Source organism: Streptosporangium saharense, assembly GCF_014203715.1.
Lineage (GTDB): Bacteria > Actinomycetota > Actinomycetes > Streptosporangiales > Streptosporangiaceae > Streptosporangium > Streptosporangium saharense.
This window is the reverse complement of record NZ_JACHJP010000001.1, coordinates 1824713-1840372: the sequence shown is the minus strand read 5'-3', so window position 1 is coordinate 1840372 and position 15660 is coordinate 1824713. Positions and strand designations below refer to the sequence as shown.

Below are 15660 nucleotides of genomic sequence, written 5' to 3'. Positions count from 1 at the left end.
GTCGCGGGGCCGTGGTGGCCACGCGCGGGTTCCCCCCGCCTGAGTCCGATCTCGCCTCCCTGTTCTCTGTCGAGGATCGTGATGTGCCGCGAGCCCGTGCCGCCGACGACGGCACGGGCTCGCGGCGGTGGCTAGGTGCGGCGGCGGGCGGTCACCGTGTTGACCACGGCGATCACGACGCCTACCGCGAATATAAGCGTCCCCAGGATGTTGACCTGCGGCGGGATGCCGATCCTTGTCGCTCCCCAGATCCACAGCGGGAACGTCTCCATGGCCCCGCTGGTGAACTGGGTGATCACGAAGTCGTCGATGGACAGCGCGAACGCCAGCAGCGCCCCGGAGACGACACCCGGCAGGATCATCGGGAACGTCACCCGCCAGAAAGTGATCCAGGTGGAGGCGCCGAGGTCCCTGGCCGCCTCCTCGACCGACCTGTCGAGGCCGATCACCCTGGCCCGCACGGTGATGGCCACGAACGACAGCGAGAACAGCACGTGCGCCACGACCACGGTCCAGAAGCCGGTGTCCACCCCGGCGCTGACGAACAGCGACAGCAGCGAGGCGCCCATGACCAGCTCGGGCGAGGCGATGGCGGCGAACAGCGCCAGGTTGGTGGCGCCCTGCCCCCGGAAGCGGTAGCGGCCGAGCGCCAGGCCCATGAGCGTGCCGATCACGGTGGTGATCAGCGTGGCGAGCAGGGCGACCTTCAGCGAGTTGACCACGGCCCCGACCAGCTCGGGGTAGTCGCCCAGCCTGCCCCACCATCTGAGCGTGAAGCCCTGCCAGGTGACGTTCGACTTGCTCGCGGTGTCGTTGAAGCCGAAGACGATCATGACCACGATCGGCAGGAACAGCCAGGCGATGACCAGCCAGACGTAGCCCCGCAGCAGCCGCTCGCCGAACCTGACCCTGGGCACTCTGGGCCTCGTGATCTCCGGTGTGCTCATCGGGCCGCCGCCTCCAGCACGTTCTCGGTGCCCAGCGCCCTGGCGTAGGCGAAGATGCCGACCAGCATCACCGCCATCAGCGTGAACGACAGCGCCGCCGCGGTCGGGTAGTCGGTGTTGACGAGATACTCGGTCTGGATGATGTTGCCGATCATCGTGTTCGACGGGCCGCCGAGGATTCCGGCGTTGACGTAGTCGGCGGTCATCGGGACGAACGTCATCAGCACCCCGGCGAAGACCCCGGGCAGCGAGAGCGGCAGCACGACCTTGGTGAAGGCCTGGCTCCTGGCCGCGTAGAGGTCCTGGGCCGCCTCGACCACCCGGGGGTCGATCCGTTCCAGCGCCACGTAGATCGGCAGGATCATGAACGGCAGGTAGTTGTAGACCAGTCCGCCGATCACCGCCACCGTGGTCTGCAGGACGTGGAAGTCCTGGGCCACCAGGCCCATCGACTTCAGCGGCGACAACAGCAGGCCGTCGTCGGCCAGCAGGAACTTCCACGAGACCGTGCGCAGCACGAACGAGACGAAGAACGGCAGCAGCACCAGCAGCAGGTAGGTGGACTTGCGGGAACCACCCCTGAAGGCGATCCAGTAGGCCACCGGGTAGGCCATCGCGATGGAGACGACCGTCCCCACGAGGCCGTAGCCCACCGAACGCAGGAACTGCGTCTGGTAGCGCGTCAGGGCGTCGCCGTACACGGAGAAGTCGAAGGTCTGGACGAAGCCGTTGATGATGTCGCCCTCCTGGGTGGAGACCGAGGCCATGAAGACCATCGGCACCACCAGGAAGATCAACAACCACAGACCGCCCGGCAGGATGAGCAGGTAGGGGGCGAGGCGCTTCACCGGGAACTCTCCGTCAGCCCTGGGTGATCGGCTGGAAGATGGACTCGAAGGCCTTCTCCTTGGCCCCGTCGAGGGTCACGTAGGAGCGCAGCCTGGCCATGTCGGCCTCGGAGGGATAGATCATCGGGCTGTTCGCGAGCTGTTCGAGCGCCGTCCTGTCCTCACCCGACTGCTTGGCCGCGTCGGCGAGGACCAGGTCCTTGGTCGCCGGGACCGGGGTGATGTAGTTGATGGCCTCGACCAGGATCGTCGCGATCTTGGGCTGGTAGACGTAGTCCATGTACGTCAGCGCGTCCACCGGGTTCTGCGCGGTCCTGGGGATGCACATGTTGTCGGTCCAGATCGTGCCGCCCTCCTGGGGCACCACGAACTTGAGGTCCTTGCCCTCGGCGACCTGCTGGAAGATGTCGCCCGACCAGGCCATGGTGATCCACACGTCGCCCCTGGCGAGGGCGTCCACGTAGTCGTTCTCGTAGTACTTGCGCACCAGCCCGGTGTCCCGCTGCGCCTGGAGCCGCTCCGCGGCCCTGCGCCAGTCGGCCTCGGTCGAGGTGTCGGGATCGACGCCCAGGGCGAAGAGGCCGAAGTTGGCGATCTCCTCGCTGTCGGACATCATGCCGACCTTGCCCTTGTACTTGGGGTTCCAGAGGTCCTCGACGCTCTTGACCTCGTCCACGTACTTGGGGTTGTAGGCGATGCCGGTCAGCCCGACCGTCCACGGGATCGTGTGGGCGTTGCCCGGGTCCCACGGCGGGTTCTTGACCTTCTGGGCGGCGTTGGCGGCGAAGTTGGGCAGCTTCGAGTGGTCCAGCGGGGCCAGGTAGTCGAGCTGGATGGCCCGACCGAGATGGATGCCGTTGGTCAGCACCATCAGGTCGTGGCCGATGTCGTTGCCCGCGGCGAGCAACGGCTGGATCTTGCCGAAGAAGGACGGGATCTCCTGGATGACCTCCTGGTAGGAGACCTTGATCCCGGTGTCGGCGGTGAACATCTCCAGCGACGGGTACTTCTTGCCGTCCTTGTCGATGTAGAGCGGCCAGTTGGCGAACCGCAACGTCCCGTTGCGCTGCTTGCCGGTCCAGAAGTCGGTGACCGCGTCCTTCTTCGGCGTGGCCGCGGGCTTCTTGCCCTGGATGCCGCAGCCCGCCAGGGCGAGCCCCGCGGCCGAGAGCCCGGCCAGGCGCAGGGCGTCACGACGGGTCACCGAGCGGCTGTGCGTCATGCCCCGCAGGAGGGCGGGGTTGGAGCGGGGGTCCATGGGTGTGGTCAACGTCAACTTCCGATCACGTACGAGTGTCGCGGCTGCCACGACAACCAGACGGCCTCGCCACGCTCGGCCGTGCTCGTGCTGTCGAGCGCGTTCTGCTGGAAGACGGTGATCTCGGCGCCGTCGGCGAGGCGCACCGCGTAACTGTTGTAGAGGCCCAGGTAGACGACCTCGGAGACCGTACCGCGCACAGCGCTGACGTCGCCCTCCGGCTCCTCGGCGGAGATCGTGATCTTCTCGGGCCGCACGGTCACCGCGACGTGGTCCCCCACGGCGTGCGTGCCCCCCTCGACCAGGATCCGGCCCTCATAACCCGCCCGCAGTACGGCCCGGCCCCCGGTGGACTCCTCGACGGTGCCGTCGAGGAGGTTGGAGGTGCCGATGAAGCCCGCGACGAACGCGGTCGCGGGGCGCTCGTAGATCTCGCGGGGGGCGGCGAGCTGCTCGACCAGGCCGTCGTTCATGACGGCGATGCGGTCGCTCATGGTGAGCGCCTCGCTCTGGTCGTGGGTGACGTAGACGAAGGTGATGCCAACCTCGCGCTGGATGCGCTTGAGCTCGATCTGCATGGCCTGGCGGAGCTTGAGGTCCAGGGCACCCAGCGGCTCGTCGAGCAGGAGCGCGCGGGGGTTGTTGACCAGGGCGCGGGCCAGGGCGACGCGCTGCTGCTGGCCGCCGGACATCTCCCTGGGACGGCGCTTCTCCCGCCCGGTGAGATCGACGATCTCCAGCATCTCCCCGACACGCCGCCTGATGTCGGCCTCGGCGACCTTCCTGCGCCGCAGACCGAAGGCGACGTTCTCCCAGACGTTCATGTGCGGGAACAGCGCGTAGGACTGGAAGACCATGTTCACGTCACGCCTGTTGGGCGGGACCCCGGTGACGTCCTGGCCGTGCAGCCTGACCGTGCCGCGCGAGGGGTCCTCGAACCCGGCGATCATCCGCATGGTCGTCGTCTTGCCGCACCCGGAGGGGCCGAGGAGGGAGAAGAACTCGCCTCCCGCGATGCTCAGCGTGACCCCTTTGACCGCCTGGACGACCTCACCCTGGGCGAGGTACTCCTTGACGACTCCGGAGAGCTCGATGGCGGGCACCCGGGGGGAAGAAGGGGCGGCGACGGCCGCCCCCTCCTCTGCTGAGCCCGCCTGGATTTCGGTCATACCAGGCTTATCTCTCTGTCTGCGGCTACTCGCCGATGTAGTGCATGACGTGCTTTACGCGAAGGTAGTCGTGAAGGCCGAAAACCGACAGGTCCTTACCGTATCCGGAGTGTTTGAACCCTCCGTGTGGCATCTCCGAGACAAACGGGATGTGGGTGTTGACCCACACGACACCGAAGTCCAGCCTCTTGGAGAAGCGCATCGCCCGGCCGTGGTCGGAGGTCCAGACCGAGCTGGACAGGCCGTAGCGCACGCCGTTGGCCTTGGCGAGCGCGTCGGCCTCGTCGGAGAAGGTCTGCACGGTGATGACCGGGCCGAAGACCTCGTTCTGCACCATCTCGTCGTCCTGGCGCAGGCCGTCCACGACGGTCGGGGCGTAGAAGTAGCCCCGGTCGCCGACCCGGTGGCCGCCGGTCAGCACCTTGGCGTGCCCGGGGGCGCGCTCGACGAAGCCCGCGACCCGTTCGAGCTGGGCGGCGTTGTTGAGCGGCCCGTACAGGGCGTCCTCGTCGGACAGGTCACCGGTCACGGTGCCCGCGGCGGCCTCGGTGAGCGCGGCGACGAAGGCGTCGTGGACGTCCTCCTGGACCAGCACCCGGCAGGCCGCGGTGCAGTCCTGGCCCGCGTTGTAGAGCCCGGCGGTCGCGATGGCCTCGGCGGCGGCCTTGAGGTCCTTGACGTCGTCGAAGACCACGACGGGGGCCTTGCCGCCCAGTTCGAGGTGGACCCGCTTGAGGTCCTCGGCCGCCGACCTGGCCACGGCCATGCCCGCCCCGACGGAGCCGGTGATCGCGACCATCTGGGCCGACGGGTGGCCGACGACCAGCGCGCCGGTCTCGCGGTCGCCGACGACCACGTTGAAGACGCCCTTCGGCAGGACCTCACCGATGATCTCGGCGAGCTTGACGGTGGAGACCGGGGTGGTGTCGGAGGGCTTGAGCACCACGGTGTTGCCCGCGGCCAGCGCGGGGGCGATCTTCCACACCGCCATCATCAGCGGGTAGTTCCACGGCGTGACCTGGCCGACGACGCCGATCGGCTCGTGCCTGATCACGGAGGTGTGGTCGGCGAGGAACTCCCCCGACGTCGGCCCTTCGAGCGTGCGCGCGGCGCCCGCGAAGAACCGGAAGTGGTCGGCGGCCACCGGGGTCTCGTCCTCGGCCATCCGGGCGCGCGGCTTGCCCGTGTTGCGGCACTCGGCCTCGTTCAGCTCCTCGGCCCTGGCGTCGATGGCGTCCGCGACCTTGAGCAGCAGGCCCGCGCGCTCGCCCGGGGTGGTCTGACTCCACGACTCGAAGGCCGCGGCCGCGGCGGCGTAGGCGGCGTCGACGTCCTCGGCGCCGGAGACCGGTGCCTGGAGGTAGGCTTCCCCGGTGCAGGGGTCGACGACGTCGGAGAACCTGCCACTTCTGGCGTCCACGAGTTCACCGTTGACGTAGTTGCGCAGTCGGGCGGGCTCACGGGTCTCAACCGGGGTGGTCACCGTTGACCTCCTAGTTCTTTCGAGCTGAGTCGTCGAGACTCTTACAGAGCAGAGGGCTCTCGACAAGGGATTTCGTTGTTAAGATATCAAATTGCTACGAAATCGCTTGACAGAGGCGCAATACCTGACACGATGTCGCACCAGAGCCACGAGAACACCGGCGACACCCACGCATCAGGACGTCTCAGGGAGCGCGCATGACGACCCCGTCCAAGGCACGCCGAGAGAACGACGCCAGACCCGGCCCCGTCGTCCTCGACGAGATCTCAAAGAAGATCATCGAGCAGTTGCAGTCGGACGGGCGCAAGCCGTACGCGGCGATCGGCAAGGCGGTCGGCCTGTCGGAGGCCGCGGTGCGCCAGCGGGTCCAGCGCCTGATCGACGGCGGCGTCATGCAGATCGTCGCGGTCACCGACCCGCTGACCCTCGGCTTCTCCCGCCAGGCCCTGATCGGCATCAAGTGCGAGGGCGACCTCGAAGCCGTGGCCCAGGAGCTGTCCGTCATCGACGAGCTGGACTACGTCGTGCTGACCGCGGGCGCGATGGACATCATGGTCGAGGCGGTCTGCGAGAGCGACCAGCACCTCCTGGAGATCCTGGGCAAGATCCGCGCCATCCCGGCGGTCCGCGGCACGGAGACGTTCGTCTTCCTCAAACTCCACAAACAGACCTACTCCTGGGGAACCCGCTAACCCCTTGGGGCGGTTCTCGGGAAGCCCACTACCCTTCTGGCACATTTCTCGGGAACCCGCCGACCTTCCGGGCGCCACGCCTTCTGTTAACTTTATTTCCTAATTGCTAGCGTTTCCCCTCGCGGCCACGCGCGCGACCCAGACGGAAACGGGTGATCACGACAGTGTTACCAGGCATGCGGCTCTCCAAGGTGTCCTTCAGATACTCGCGTCGCGGTCCGTGGGTGCTGCGGGAGCTCGACCTCACGCTGGCGCCGGGCACCGTCATCGAGGTCACCGGCAAGAACGGAGCCGGCAAGTCCACACTGCTGCGCCTGCTGGCCGGAATCGTCCCTCCCTCCCGGGGCACGGTCTCCCAGCGGCCCCGTGTCGTCGGCTACGCCCCCGACGTCTTCCCCGTCGGCCAGCCGTTCACCGTCACCGCCTACCTGACCCACATGGCCGAGATCCGGGGCATCTCCCCCGACGCCATAGCCCGCCTCGCCGAACGGCTTGAGGCCACCCACCTGCTCGGACAGCCGCTCGGCGACCTGTCGAAGGGCAGCGCCCAGAAGGTCGGGCTGATCCAGTCGCTGCTGGCCCCACCGGACCTGCTCATCCTGGACGAGCCCTTCGCCGGCCTCGACGCGCACACCCGTGGCGAACTGCCCGCCATGATCGGCGAGATCGCCGCCAAGGGCGGAACGGTCGTGGTGAGCGACCACCAGAACCAACTGGAGAACTTCCCCGGCGCCGACCACTGGCTCGTCGCGGGCGGTACGGTGACCACCCAGCAGGGAGAACGCCCCAAACAGGTCGTCATCGAGGTCCTCGTCGACGCCGCGGAAGCCGACGAGGTCGAACAGAAACTCCAGGCAGACGGCTACACAACCCGGCGAACCCCATGACCCCCCACCCGATCCCCGGCGTGTACGGCACCGCACCACGCCTCCTGCCTCGCCTCGGGCACAACCGGGCGGGCCACGTGATCACCCACCGGATCTCCCCCGTGTACGGCACCGCACCACGCCTCCTGCCCGAGCCCAAGCACGACCAGGCGAGCCACATGACCTCCCTCGCCCAAAGCGCCGTGTCCCACCGGATCTCCCCTCGGTACGGCACCGCACCGCGTTCTCTCCCTCGTCCGAAGGCGGCGGCCCCCATGCCCAGGAAGGTTCGATGATTCCCCTCGTCCGCTTCAAGCTGGCCGCCTACACCCGGTCGCACCGCCTGCTCCAGCCGGTGATCGCCCTGTGCGCGATGCTGGCCATCTTCTACTCGTCGCCGGGGCCCGCCCTGGAGTCCTACAGCGACTCGGCCGCGCTGCTCATCATCGTCTTCGCCTGGGCCGCCAAGAGCCTGCTCGACACCGAGCCGCCGACCCAGCGGCTGATCTCGATGACGGCGGCGGGCAACCCTCGCCGGGAGGTCGTCTCCGGCCTGGCCGCCGCGTTCACCGTCAACCTCGGCCTGGCCACGGTCGCGGTCGTGGCTCCCCTGCTCATCCGCTTCGGTGCCCTGCCCCCACCCGGCGACCTGGCGCGGGGCGTCGGACTCCACCTGCTCGGGGTCTGTGTCGGCACCGCGCTCGGCGCGCTCGCCAGCGCCCCGATCCTGACCTCGCCCGCCACCTCCCTGGTGGTCCTGTTCGGCGGCTACGTGGCCATGCTGCTGCTCAGTCTCACCCCGATCGGCGGTTTCCTGGTGCCGATCATGCCGTGGATGCGGGCCACCAACTCGGGCAAACTCGACGAGGTCCTGCCCCAGATCGCCGCCGCGACGCTCCTGTGGTCCGCGGCAGGTGTCCTGGCCTACCTCCGCCTACGCCGCACCCGCCCCTGACCCAGGAGATCCCGCTCTGAGCGCCGTACGGCGTTCGCCGGTCAGCCCCGTGAGCCGTGCCACGACCTCCACAACGCCTCGTACACCCCGCCCGCCGCGACCAGCTCGTCGTGGGTTCCGGCCTCGACCACCCGGCCATTGTCCATGACCACCACCCGGTCGGCGTCGCGGGCCGTGTGCAGGCGGTGGGCGATCGCGATGACGGTCCGCCCCTCCAGGACGGCGGCGAGCGAGCGTTCGGCGTGCCTGGCCGTCCGGGGATCGAGCATGGCGGTGGCCTCGTCGAGCACGACGGTGTGCGGGTCGGCCAGGATGACCCTGGCCAGGGCGAGCTGCTGGACCCGGTCCGGGCCGAGGGTGACGCCGGACGACCGGGGCCCCAGCTCGTCGTCGAGCGAGACGACCCAGTCGGCGCCGACCGCCGCCAGCGCCTTGCCCAGGCGGTCGTCACCGGCCGTCGGATCCGCCAGCAGCAGGTTGTCGCGGACGGTGCCGAGGAACAGGTGCTGTTCCTGGGTGACCAGGACGACGTGCTCGCGGAGCCGGGCGGGAGAGAGATCGGCGACGGGCACCGACCCGACGGTGACTGTGCCCAGGCGGGGACGGTCGATCCCGGCCAGCAGCCTGCCCAGGGTGGACTTGCCCGCTCCCGAGGGGCCGACGACGGCCAGGCGCTCGCCGGGCCGTACGGTCAGATCGACGGCGGTCACCACGTCGTCGCCGCCCTCGTAGGCGAAGTGCACGCCGTACGCCTCGATGCGGTCGCCACGCGGCTCCGCGGCTGCGATCTCCTCCCGCGCCGAGGTCGCGAGGCCCTCGATCCTGGCGAAGGAGGCGCCGCTGCTCTGCAGCTGCTCCAGCCAGATCAGGATCGTCTCGATCGGCTGGCCGAGCTGGCGTAGGTAGAGCACGCAGGTGACGACCGCGCCCAAGGTGACCTGGCCCCGGTCCAGGAGCACCCCGCCGAGCAGCAGTACCAGCACGGGAGGCAGGAGCGAGGAGACCTCCACCGAGGGCCAGAGCACGCCGCGCAGGAAGAGGGTCCGCAGCTGGGCGGTCCGGCCGCGCTCGATCACCCGTTCCGCCGCCCGCGTGCGCCTGTCCTGCAGGCCCAAGGCCTCGATGGTGCGGGCGCCTGCGGCGTTGGCGGCCAGGTGCTCGGCCAGCTCCGAGCGGGCGGCGCCTTCCTCCAGGTAGGCGGGACGGGCCCGGCGAAGGTACCAGCGGGAGGCGGCCGCGATACCGGCCGGCGCGAGCAGACCGCAGGCCCCCAGGAGCGGATCGACCAGGAAGACGGCGACGATCAGGAAGAGCGCCCGCAGGCTTGAGAAGAGGATCACGGGAGCGGCGTCGCGCAGGGTACGGCCGACGACGGCCACGTCGGTGGTGCCTCGGGCGGCCAGGTCGCCGGTGCGGACGTGCTCGACCGTGGCGGCGGGCAGCGCCAGCACACGGTCCAGGAGTTCGGCGCGGATGTGTTCCTGGACCCGCTCGCTGAAGCGGGTGCCGACCCTCTCGGCGTACCTCGTCAGGACCAGCTGGGCCAGTGCCGCGACCACGGCGGTCGCGGCGAGCAGATCGACCGGATCTCCGCCTTTGACGGAGTCGACGATGCGGCCAAGCAGCCACGGACTGACCAGCGCCGCGACCGCCGCGAGGCTGTTGAGCAGCAGTGTCGCGACGAAGCCCGGCACGTCGCGCCTGACCAGGCGCAGGGCGGCCCGCCGTACCCGCCGACGGTCGGCGACGGGCAGATCGCGGTTCATCCGAACACCGACCGATAAGCAGGGGTGGACTCCATCAGCTCACGATGGGTGCCGAGCATCGCGACGAAGCCCGGCACGTCGCGCCTGACCAGGCGCAGGGCGGCCCGCCGTACCCGCTGACGGTCGGCGACGGGCAGATCGCGGTTCACCCGAACACCGACCGATAAGCAGGGGTGGACTCCATCAGCTCGCGGTGGGTGCCGGAGGCGGCCACCCGCCCGTCCTCGACGAACAGCACCCGGTCGGCCTGGGCGAACAGCGGCGGCGAGGTGGTGGCCACGACCGTCGTACGGCCGTCGCGTGCCGTGCGGAGCCGCCCCACGAGGAGGGACTCGGTGTGCGCGTCCAGCGCGGAGGTGGGCTCCACGGCCAGCAGCACCTCGGGCTCGGCGAGCAGCGCCCGGGCCAGACGGACCCGCTGCCACTGGCCGCCCGACAGGTTGCGGCCGTCGGGTTCGATCACCGCGTCGAGCCCGTGACGCAGCCCCGCGACCACGTCCTGCGCCGCGGCGACGTGCACGGCCCGGTGGATGGCCTCGTCGTCCGCCTCGCCCCGGCCCTGGAGGACCTCGCGCAGCGTGCCCGCGAACAGGGCGGCGTCGTGGTCGGCGATCAGGGACGTGCCGTCGAACCCGCCCAGCCCTTCGAGCAGCGCCACGCTCTCCTCCGGCCGCGCGCTGACCAGCCCCACCAGGGTCCCCGGCACGATCTCCGGTCCGGCTGGCCGGGGCCGCTCCTTGGCGCGCAGCGCGAGGAAGCGGGTGACCTGACGGGCGGCGACCAGGCCGTTGCTGATCTGGAAGCCGCCCTCGATGAAGGAGGAGACCGGCACCACCAGCACCGCGATGTACCCCGTACACCCCGACCAGCTCGCCCACCGTGATCGCCCCCTCGGCGGCCAGCCGGGCGCCCAGCCAGGTGACGACGGCCAGGAACAGGGCGGGCAGTCCGGCGCCCACCGCGCCGATCCAGCTCGTCAGCGACGCCACCCGGTAGGCCCTGCTCGCGCAGACTCGCCGAGTCGGCGCGGTACCGCGCGGCGTAGGTGTCCTTGCCGCCGAAGGCGTTGAGCACCCGGAGCCCCTCGATCAGGTCGACCAGGCGCCCTGGGCCTCGCGGTAGCCGTTCTGCACCTTCATCAGCCGCCCGAGCAGCGGGCCGAGCAGGATCGCCAGCAGCGGCACGCCCAGCAGCACCACCACGGCCAGCACCACGGAGACCCGCAGCAGCAGCGCCGCCACCACGCCATAGCTGATCACCGCGCCCACACCGGGCCCGGTCACCGTCAGCGAGGCGGCGACGGCGATGACGTCGCCGATGCCGATCGTCACCACATCGCCCGCCGAAGCACGCCTGGGCAGGTCGGCGCCCAGCCTGTTGATCTGCTCGACCAGGGCGCGCACGGTGCGGAAGTTGGCGTCCATCCGGATCTTGGTCATCGTACGGTGCCGGAGCATCGCCAGCCAGGCGTTGACCAGGCCCGTACCGAACAGCGCCAGCACCCAGCCGGGCGCCAGGCCGTCGTCGATCGCCCTGGCCAGCAGGTACGGCGGGAGCGTCAGACCCACCATCCACAGGGTCCCCAGCATCGCGCCCAGCGCTCTGCTCCCAGGCCAGCCAGCACAGATACCGAGCCGCCTCCATGGCCATCACGCCAGAGCATGACTTTGCCGCCTCTTTGCCCGTCCCTGGGTGGCCACTCCCGTCGTTCAGCCGACGTACGGCGTGGCCGCCCCGTCCAGGAAGTGACCGATCCGGAGGCGTTGCGTGTCGTGCATCGGCAGCGTCTTGATCTCCTCCTGGCCGACCCACCGGACGTCGGTCGACTCGTCGCTGACCGTGAGTGATCCGCCGACGAGCCGGGCGGTGAGGCAGACGTTGAACTGGCGCCGGACCTCTCCGTCGCCGTAGGCGATGATGTGCCGGGCGTCGGTGTAGAGACCGACCAGACCGGTCACCTCGACGTCGTAGCCGGTCTCCTCCCGCACCTCCCGGACGGCGGCCTGCGGCACCGACTCGGTGAGGTCCATCCCGCCCCCGGGCAGCGCCCACAGCCCGTTGTCGACCCGCCGTTGCATCAGAACGCGCCCCTGGTCATCGACGACCACGGCGGACACCCCCACGACCAGGCTGTTGGGCTCGGGAGCGTCGGGGTCGTCGTAGTACTCGGTACGGGCCACTGTCACCCATCCTCCCCGGGAAGCCGGGACTGTTCCCACACCGCCGCGAAACTGGCGGCGTAGACGTCGAACAGCCCCTCGTCGTGCATGCGGCGTAGATGGTAGACCGGTGCGCCGTAAGCGTTCATGCCGTACACGTGCGCGTTGACGATCATGTGATCGTCGCCGACGAACAGGGAGTTGTAGAGCGTGGTGGCGTGCACCCGCACCTCGACGCCGGACGACGTCGCCAACGGCCGGTAGTGCATGAGCGCGACGCGGCAGCGTGACTCGATGCCGTGCCCGAACCGTTCCTCGGCTCCTCGACCCCGGATAACCGATGAGTCGGCGTCGCCCAGGAGGACGCGCACCCGACATCCCTGACGCGCCTTGGCCGCGAGGAGGCCGTTGAAGTCCGGCCACGACTCGTGCAGGAAGTTGGCGGCGTAGACCAGGATGCCGATGCGCTGCTCGGCCCGCTCGAACAGGGTCCGCCACACGTCCAGGGGGGCAGAGGACCGGGTGGGGTAGGCGGCGACCAGTTCACCGCTTCCCCGGCTACGGCGTCGTCCCTGCTCGATCGCGGGCCACAGGTGGGCGAGGTCTTCACCGAGTACGGCCGCGGCCCGGTGGGCGATGCCGGGATGCGGGGTACGGCCGGTGCTGACCCATCGTTCGACGGTCTTGGGATCGACACCGACCTCCTCGGCCAGTTTCCGGACGGTGATGCCCGCGGTGACCAGGGCGGATCGTAGGTGTTCGTTGGGAGGCATGGGACGTTTATACGCTCCCAGAGACGTCCCATTCAGCGTTCTTGCGTGAAGTTCCCCCGTCCCATACCTGGTCAGCATGGATGGACCTGTATCGGTGGTGGCCGGAACGCGGGGCCAGGCACAGAGACCGGTGATCCTACGTGATCCGCTCCGCTCGATCCGTGAGGTTGGAGTGATCTGGACAGAGCTGTCGTCCGGACGAACCCGGCAGACCAGGAGGGGCGGCGTGGGATCTGGCGGGACGGCGCCGCCACGCCTGCCAGGCATCACGGGGTCGCCCGTCGGTTCCTGGCTCCCCGGCATCCCCATGTGCGGGACCGGAGATGGCGCCCCTGCCTCAGGCTCGTGCCCCTTCGTGCGTCAGGGCGTGACGGTGAGAACCACGTGCGGCCGGGGGGCGCCCGAGCGGGGGTGGTCTTGTACGGCGGGCGGGGGGTGGGGGGCTTGCCGTACAGGATGGGGTTATTCGGCGGCGGCCAGTTGGCCGCAGGCGCCGTCGATCTCGCGGCCCCTGGTGTCGCGGACCGTCACCGGGACGCCGTGGAACTCCAGGCGGCGGACGAAGGCCTCCTCGTCCTCCGGGCGGGAGGCCGTCCACTTCGAGCCGGGGGTGGGGTTGAGTGGGATCAGGTTGACGTGCACGAGTTTGTTCCTGATCAGCTTGCCGAGCAGGTCGGCGCGCCACTCCTGGTCGTTGATGTCCTTGATCAGCGCGTACTCGATCGAGACGCGGCGCTTGGTCTTGGCGGCGTACTTCCAGGCGGCGTCGAGGACCTCGGCGACCTTCCAGCGGGTGTTGATCGGCACCAGGGTGTCGCGCAGCTCGTCGTCCGGGGCGTGCAGCGACAGCGCCAGCGTCACGGGAAGCCCCTCCTCGGCCAGCTTGCCGATCGCCGGGACCAGGCCGACCGTCGAGACCGTGACCCCGCGCGCCGAGATGCCCAGCCCGTCGGGGGCGGGCTCGACCAGCCTGCGCACGGCACCGATCACGGCCTTGTAGTTGGCCATCGGCTCGCCCATGCCCATGAAGACGACGTTGCTGATCCGGCCCGGTCCGCCGGGGACGTCACCGGCGGCCAGGGCCCTGGCGCCCGCGACGACCTGCTCGACGATCTCGGCGGTGGACATGTTGCGGGTCAGCCCCGCCTGGCCCGTCGCACAGAACGGGCAGTTCATCCCACAACCCGCCTGCGAGGAGACGCAGATCGTCGTCCGGTCGCTGTAGCGCATGAGGACCGACTCGACCAGCGCGCCGTCGAACAGCCGCCACAGCGTCTTGCGGGTGGTGCCCCTGTCGGTCGTCAGCTCCCTGACCGGCGTCAGCAGTGTCGGGAACAGCGCCGTGGCGAACTTCTCCCTGGCCGCGGCGGGCAGGTCCGTCATGAGGGCCGGGTCGCCGTTGAGCTTCTCGAAGTAGTGCCGGGAGAGCTGGTCGGCGCGGAACGGCTTCTCGCCGAGCTCGGCCACCACGGCCTTGCGCTCGGCCATGGTCAGGTCGGCCAGGTGACGGGCGGGCTTCGCCCTGCGGGGCGCCACGAAGGTGAGCTGGCCGGGAGCGGGGGTCCGGCTCTCGCTGGCAGTGGACACGGTGCAAAGCCTTCTCTCGACGGTTACGCGAATACTTCGGAAGCGGTGCTCGCCCCTGATCTAGAGTCCGGAGGTATGGCGACAATCCGCTCCACGGGCGAGCGGGGAGACGACGTCGAGGTCGTGTTCACCGACGTCAATCCCTACGGGAGCCGCACCCTGGTGGTCGAACGCGACGAGACCTCCTCGGTAGCTTACCTGCGCGGGCCCCACGGCACGGTTCACGGAGCGGTGTGGCTGGCCAACCACGGCCGCGCCCCCGAGGCCTACGACCCGGCCCGTCCCGAGGCGGGGCTCCCCCCGGTGGCGCCCAGGGCGAACACCGGGCACCCCGACGGCAGGCCACCGCTGGGCAGGCTGCGGGCGTTATGGTTCGAGGAGGGTGACGGCGTCGCCCTGTACGAGAACGACGAGTTGCTGGCGGTCATTCCTGGCTGGGCCGACCTGAGCCGTGGCATGCCGGGCTACTCCTTCGACGCCGTCGGGGAGTTCCCCTTCGCCTGGCCCCTGGAGGAGGCCCTGGAAGGGCTGGCTCCCAGGCTGGCCAGGGCCCGCTCCTACTGGGACTGGCGAGCCGGGGAGGGAGCCTGGGCGACGTTCCAGCAGTTCGTGATGGGCCACCTGGACCGGACGGTCGGCACGGCGGGCAGGTTCTGGGACGCCGGAGGCGACCGGCTGCCGACGGTCGGCATCACGGAACGGCCTCCCGAGGGGGACCGCGAGTACACCGTCCTGTCCACGGTCGGGATGAGCTGCCAGCCGATGCCGACCGTGGAGCAGTACGTCGAACGGTCGCGGGCCCACGCCAGGATCGAGCTGGCCGTCGCCACCCCCGGCGACCCACGCGAGGCCGCCAGGCTCTTCCTGTGGCTGGCCCAGTATCCCTGGCGCTCGGTCACCTGGCTGGGCCACGGCCACACCGCCAGGTGGTACCACCGCCCGGAGACCTTCCCGCTCGGCTCCCCCTACGAGGGCGTCATCATGCTGGGTGGCCTGCCCGGTATGCCCGACCTATCGGGTTTCGCCTTCGGCGGGGACAACGTCGAGTGGCTCTGGCTGGTCCCGATCACCGTCGAGGAACTCGACATGGTCGGCGAGACGGGCCACCGGGCACTCCTGCCCCGCCTCTCGGCCGCCCGGATCACCGGCCTCTGAGG

17 protein-coding genes are annotated in these 15660 nt (G+C 69.8%); 5 read left to right on the top strand and 12 right to left on the bottom strand.

Annotated elements, in window-relative coordinates; all coding sequences use genetic code 11:
* Nucleotides 1-131: 131 nt before the first annotated feature.
* From FHS44_RS08830 to FHS44_RS08810, 5 genes are read right to left on the bottom strand one after another with little or no spacing between them, the layout of a single operon-like run.
* Nucleotides 132-947, bottom strand: a complete 816-nt coding sequence (locus FHS44_RS08830; protein ID WP_184713333.1) for an ABC transporter permease — start codon at nucleotides 945-947, stop codon at nucleotides 132-134.
* Nucleotides 944-1795: an ABC transporter permease gene (locus tag FHS44_RS08825; protein ID WP_184713332.1), complete on the bottom strand. Its 852-nt coding sequence runs from the start codon at nucleotides 1793-1795 to the stop codon at nucleotides 944-946. The genes FHS44_RS08830 and FHS44_RS08825 overlap by 4 nt, the downstream gene beginning before the upstream one ends.
* Nucleotides 1796-1808: 13 nt before the next feature.
* Complete coding sequence (locus FHS44_RS08820; protein ID WP_184713511.1) at nucleotides 1809-3053, bottom strand: ABC transporter substrate-binding protein; 1245 nt, start codon at nucleotides 3051-3053, stop codon at nucleotides 1809-1811.
* A 14-nt stretch (nucleotides 3054-3067) separates the two neighbouring features.
* Complete coding sequence (locus tag FHS44_RS08815; RefSeq protein ID WP_184713331.1) at nucleotides 3068-4222, bottom strand: ABC transporter ATP-binding protein; 1155 nt, start codon at nucleotides 4220-4222, stop codon at nucleotides 3068-3070.
* 25 nt (nucleotides 4223-4247) lie between these two features.
* Nucleotides 4248-5705, bottom strand: coding sequence for a gamma-aminobutyraldehyde dehydrogenase (locus FHS44_RS08810; protein WP_184713330.1), 1458 nt, complete (start codon nucleotides 5703-5705; stop codon nucleotides 4248-4250).
* Between the two features lie 197 nt (nucleotides 5706-5902).
* On the opposite strand from FHS44_RS08810, the gene FHS44_RS08805 reads away from it, so the two are divergent.
* The 4 genes from FHS44_RS08805 to FHS44_RS08790 all read left to right on the top strand — a co-directional run bounded on the left by FHS44_RS08805 (nucleotide 5903) and on the right by FHS44_RS08790 (nucleotide 8218).
* A complete protein-coding gene (locus FHS44_RS08805) occupies nucleotides 5903-6397 on the top strand; it encodes an Lrp/AsnC family transcriptional regulator (RefSeq protein WP_184713329.1) in 495 nt (164 codons plus the stop codon).
* 176 nt (nucleotides 6398-6573) lie between these two features.
* A complete protein-coding gene (locus tag FHS44_RS08800; protein ID WP_184713328.1) occupies nucleotides 6574-7284 on the top strand; it encodes an ATP-binding cassette domain-containing protein in 711 nt (236 codons plus the stop codon).
* Entirely contained in the window at nucleotides 7281-7559 is a 279-nt protein-coding gene (locus FHS44_RS08795) for a hypothetical protein (RefSeq protein WP_184713327.1), read from the top strand. Before FHS44_RS08800 ends, FHS44_RS08795 begins: the two co-directional genes overlap by 4 nt.
* Nucleotides 7556-8218: a hypothetical protein gene (locus tag FHS44_RS08790; protein ID WP_184713326.1), complete on the top strand. Its 663-nt coding sequence runs from the start codon at nucleotides 7556-7558 to the stop codon at nucleotides 8216-8218. The genes FHS44_RS08795 and FHS44_RS08790 overlap by 4 nt, the downstream gene beginning before the upstream one ends.
* Before the next feature lie 41 nt (nucleotides 8219-8259).
* On the opposite strand, the gene FHS44_RS08785 is transcribed toward FHS44_RS08790, so the two are convergent.
* The 7 genes from FHS44_RS08785 to rlmN form a co-directional block, all read right to left on the bottom strand.
* Nucleotides 8260-9984, bottom strand: a complete 1725-nt coding sequence (locus FHS44_RS08785; protein WP_184713325.1) for an ABC transporter ATP-binding protein — start codon at nucleotides 9982-9984, stop codon at nucleotides 8260-8262.
* Nucleotides 9981-10133, bottom strand: a complete 153-nt coding sequence (locus FHS44_RS08780; protein WP_184713324.1) for a hypothetical protein — start codon at nucleotides 10131-10133, stop codon at nucleotides 9981-9983. The genes FHS44_RS08785 and FHS44_RS08780 overlap by 4 nt, the downstream gene beginning before the upstream one ends.
* Nucleotides 10130-10825 carry an ATP-binding cassette domain-containing protein gene (locus FHS44_RS40790; RefSeq protein ID WP_312863573.1) on the bottom strand — a complete coding sequence of 232 codons (696 nt, stop codon included), beginning with the start codon at nucleotides 10823-10825 and terminating at the stop codon, nucleotides 10130-10132. Before FHS44_RS40790 ends, FHS44_RS08780 begins: the two co-directional genes overlap by 4 nt.
* 247 nt (nucleotides 10826-11072) lie before the next feature.
* Nucleotides 11073-11555, bottom strand: coding sequence for an ABC transporter ATP-binding protein (locus FHS44_RS40785; protein ID WP_184713323.1), 483 nt, complete (start codon nucleotides 11553-11555; stop codon nucleotides 11073-11075).
* Between the two features lie 138 nt (nucleotides 11556-11693).
* A complete protein-coding gene (locus FHS44_RS08765; protein WP_184713509.1) occupies nucleotides 11694-12164 on the bottom strand; it encodes an NUDIX hydrolase in 471 nt (156 codons plus the stop codon).
* A gap of 2 nt (nucleotides 12165-12166) precedes the next feature.
* Nucleotides 12167-12916, bottom strand: coding sequence for a helix-turn-helix domain-containing protein (locus FHS44_RS08760; RefSeq protein ID WP_184713322.1), 750 nt, complete (start codon nucleotides 12914-12916; stop codon nucleotides 12167-12169).
* A gap of 462 nt (nucleotides 12917-13378) precedes the next feature.
* Nucleotides 13379-14503 (bottom strand): dual-specificity RNA methyltransferase RlmN, encoded by a 1125-nt coding sequence (gene rlmN, locus FHS44_RS08755; protein ID WP_184713321.1) that lies wholly within the window; start codon nucleotides 14501-14503, stop codon nucleotides 13379-13381.
* A 75-nt stretch (nucleotides 14504-14578) separates the two neighbouring features.
* Between rlmN and FHS44_RS08750 the strand changes: the two genes are divergently transcribed.
* Complete coding sequence (locus tag FHS44_RS08750) at nucleotides 14579-15658, top strand: suppressor of fused domain protein (RefSeq protein ID WP_184713320.1); 1080 nt, start codon at nucleotides 14579-14581, stop codon at nucleotides 15656-15658.
* Nucleotides 15659-15660: the final 2 nt, after the last annotated feature.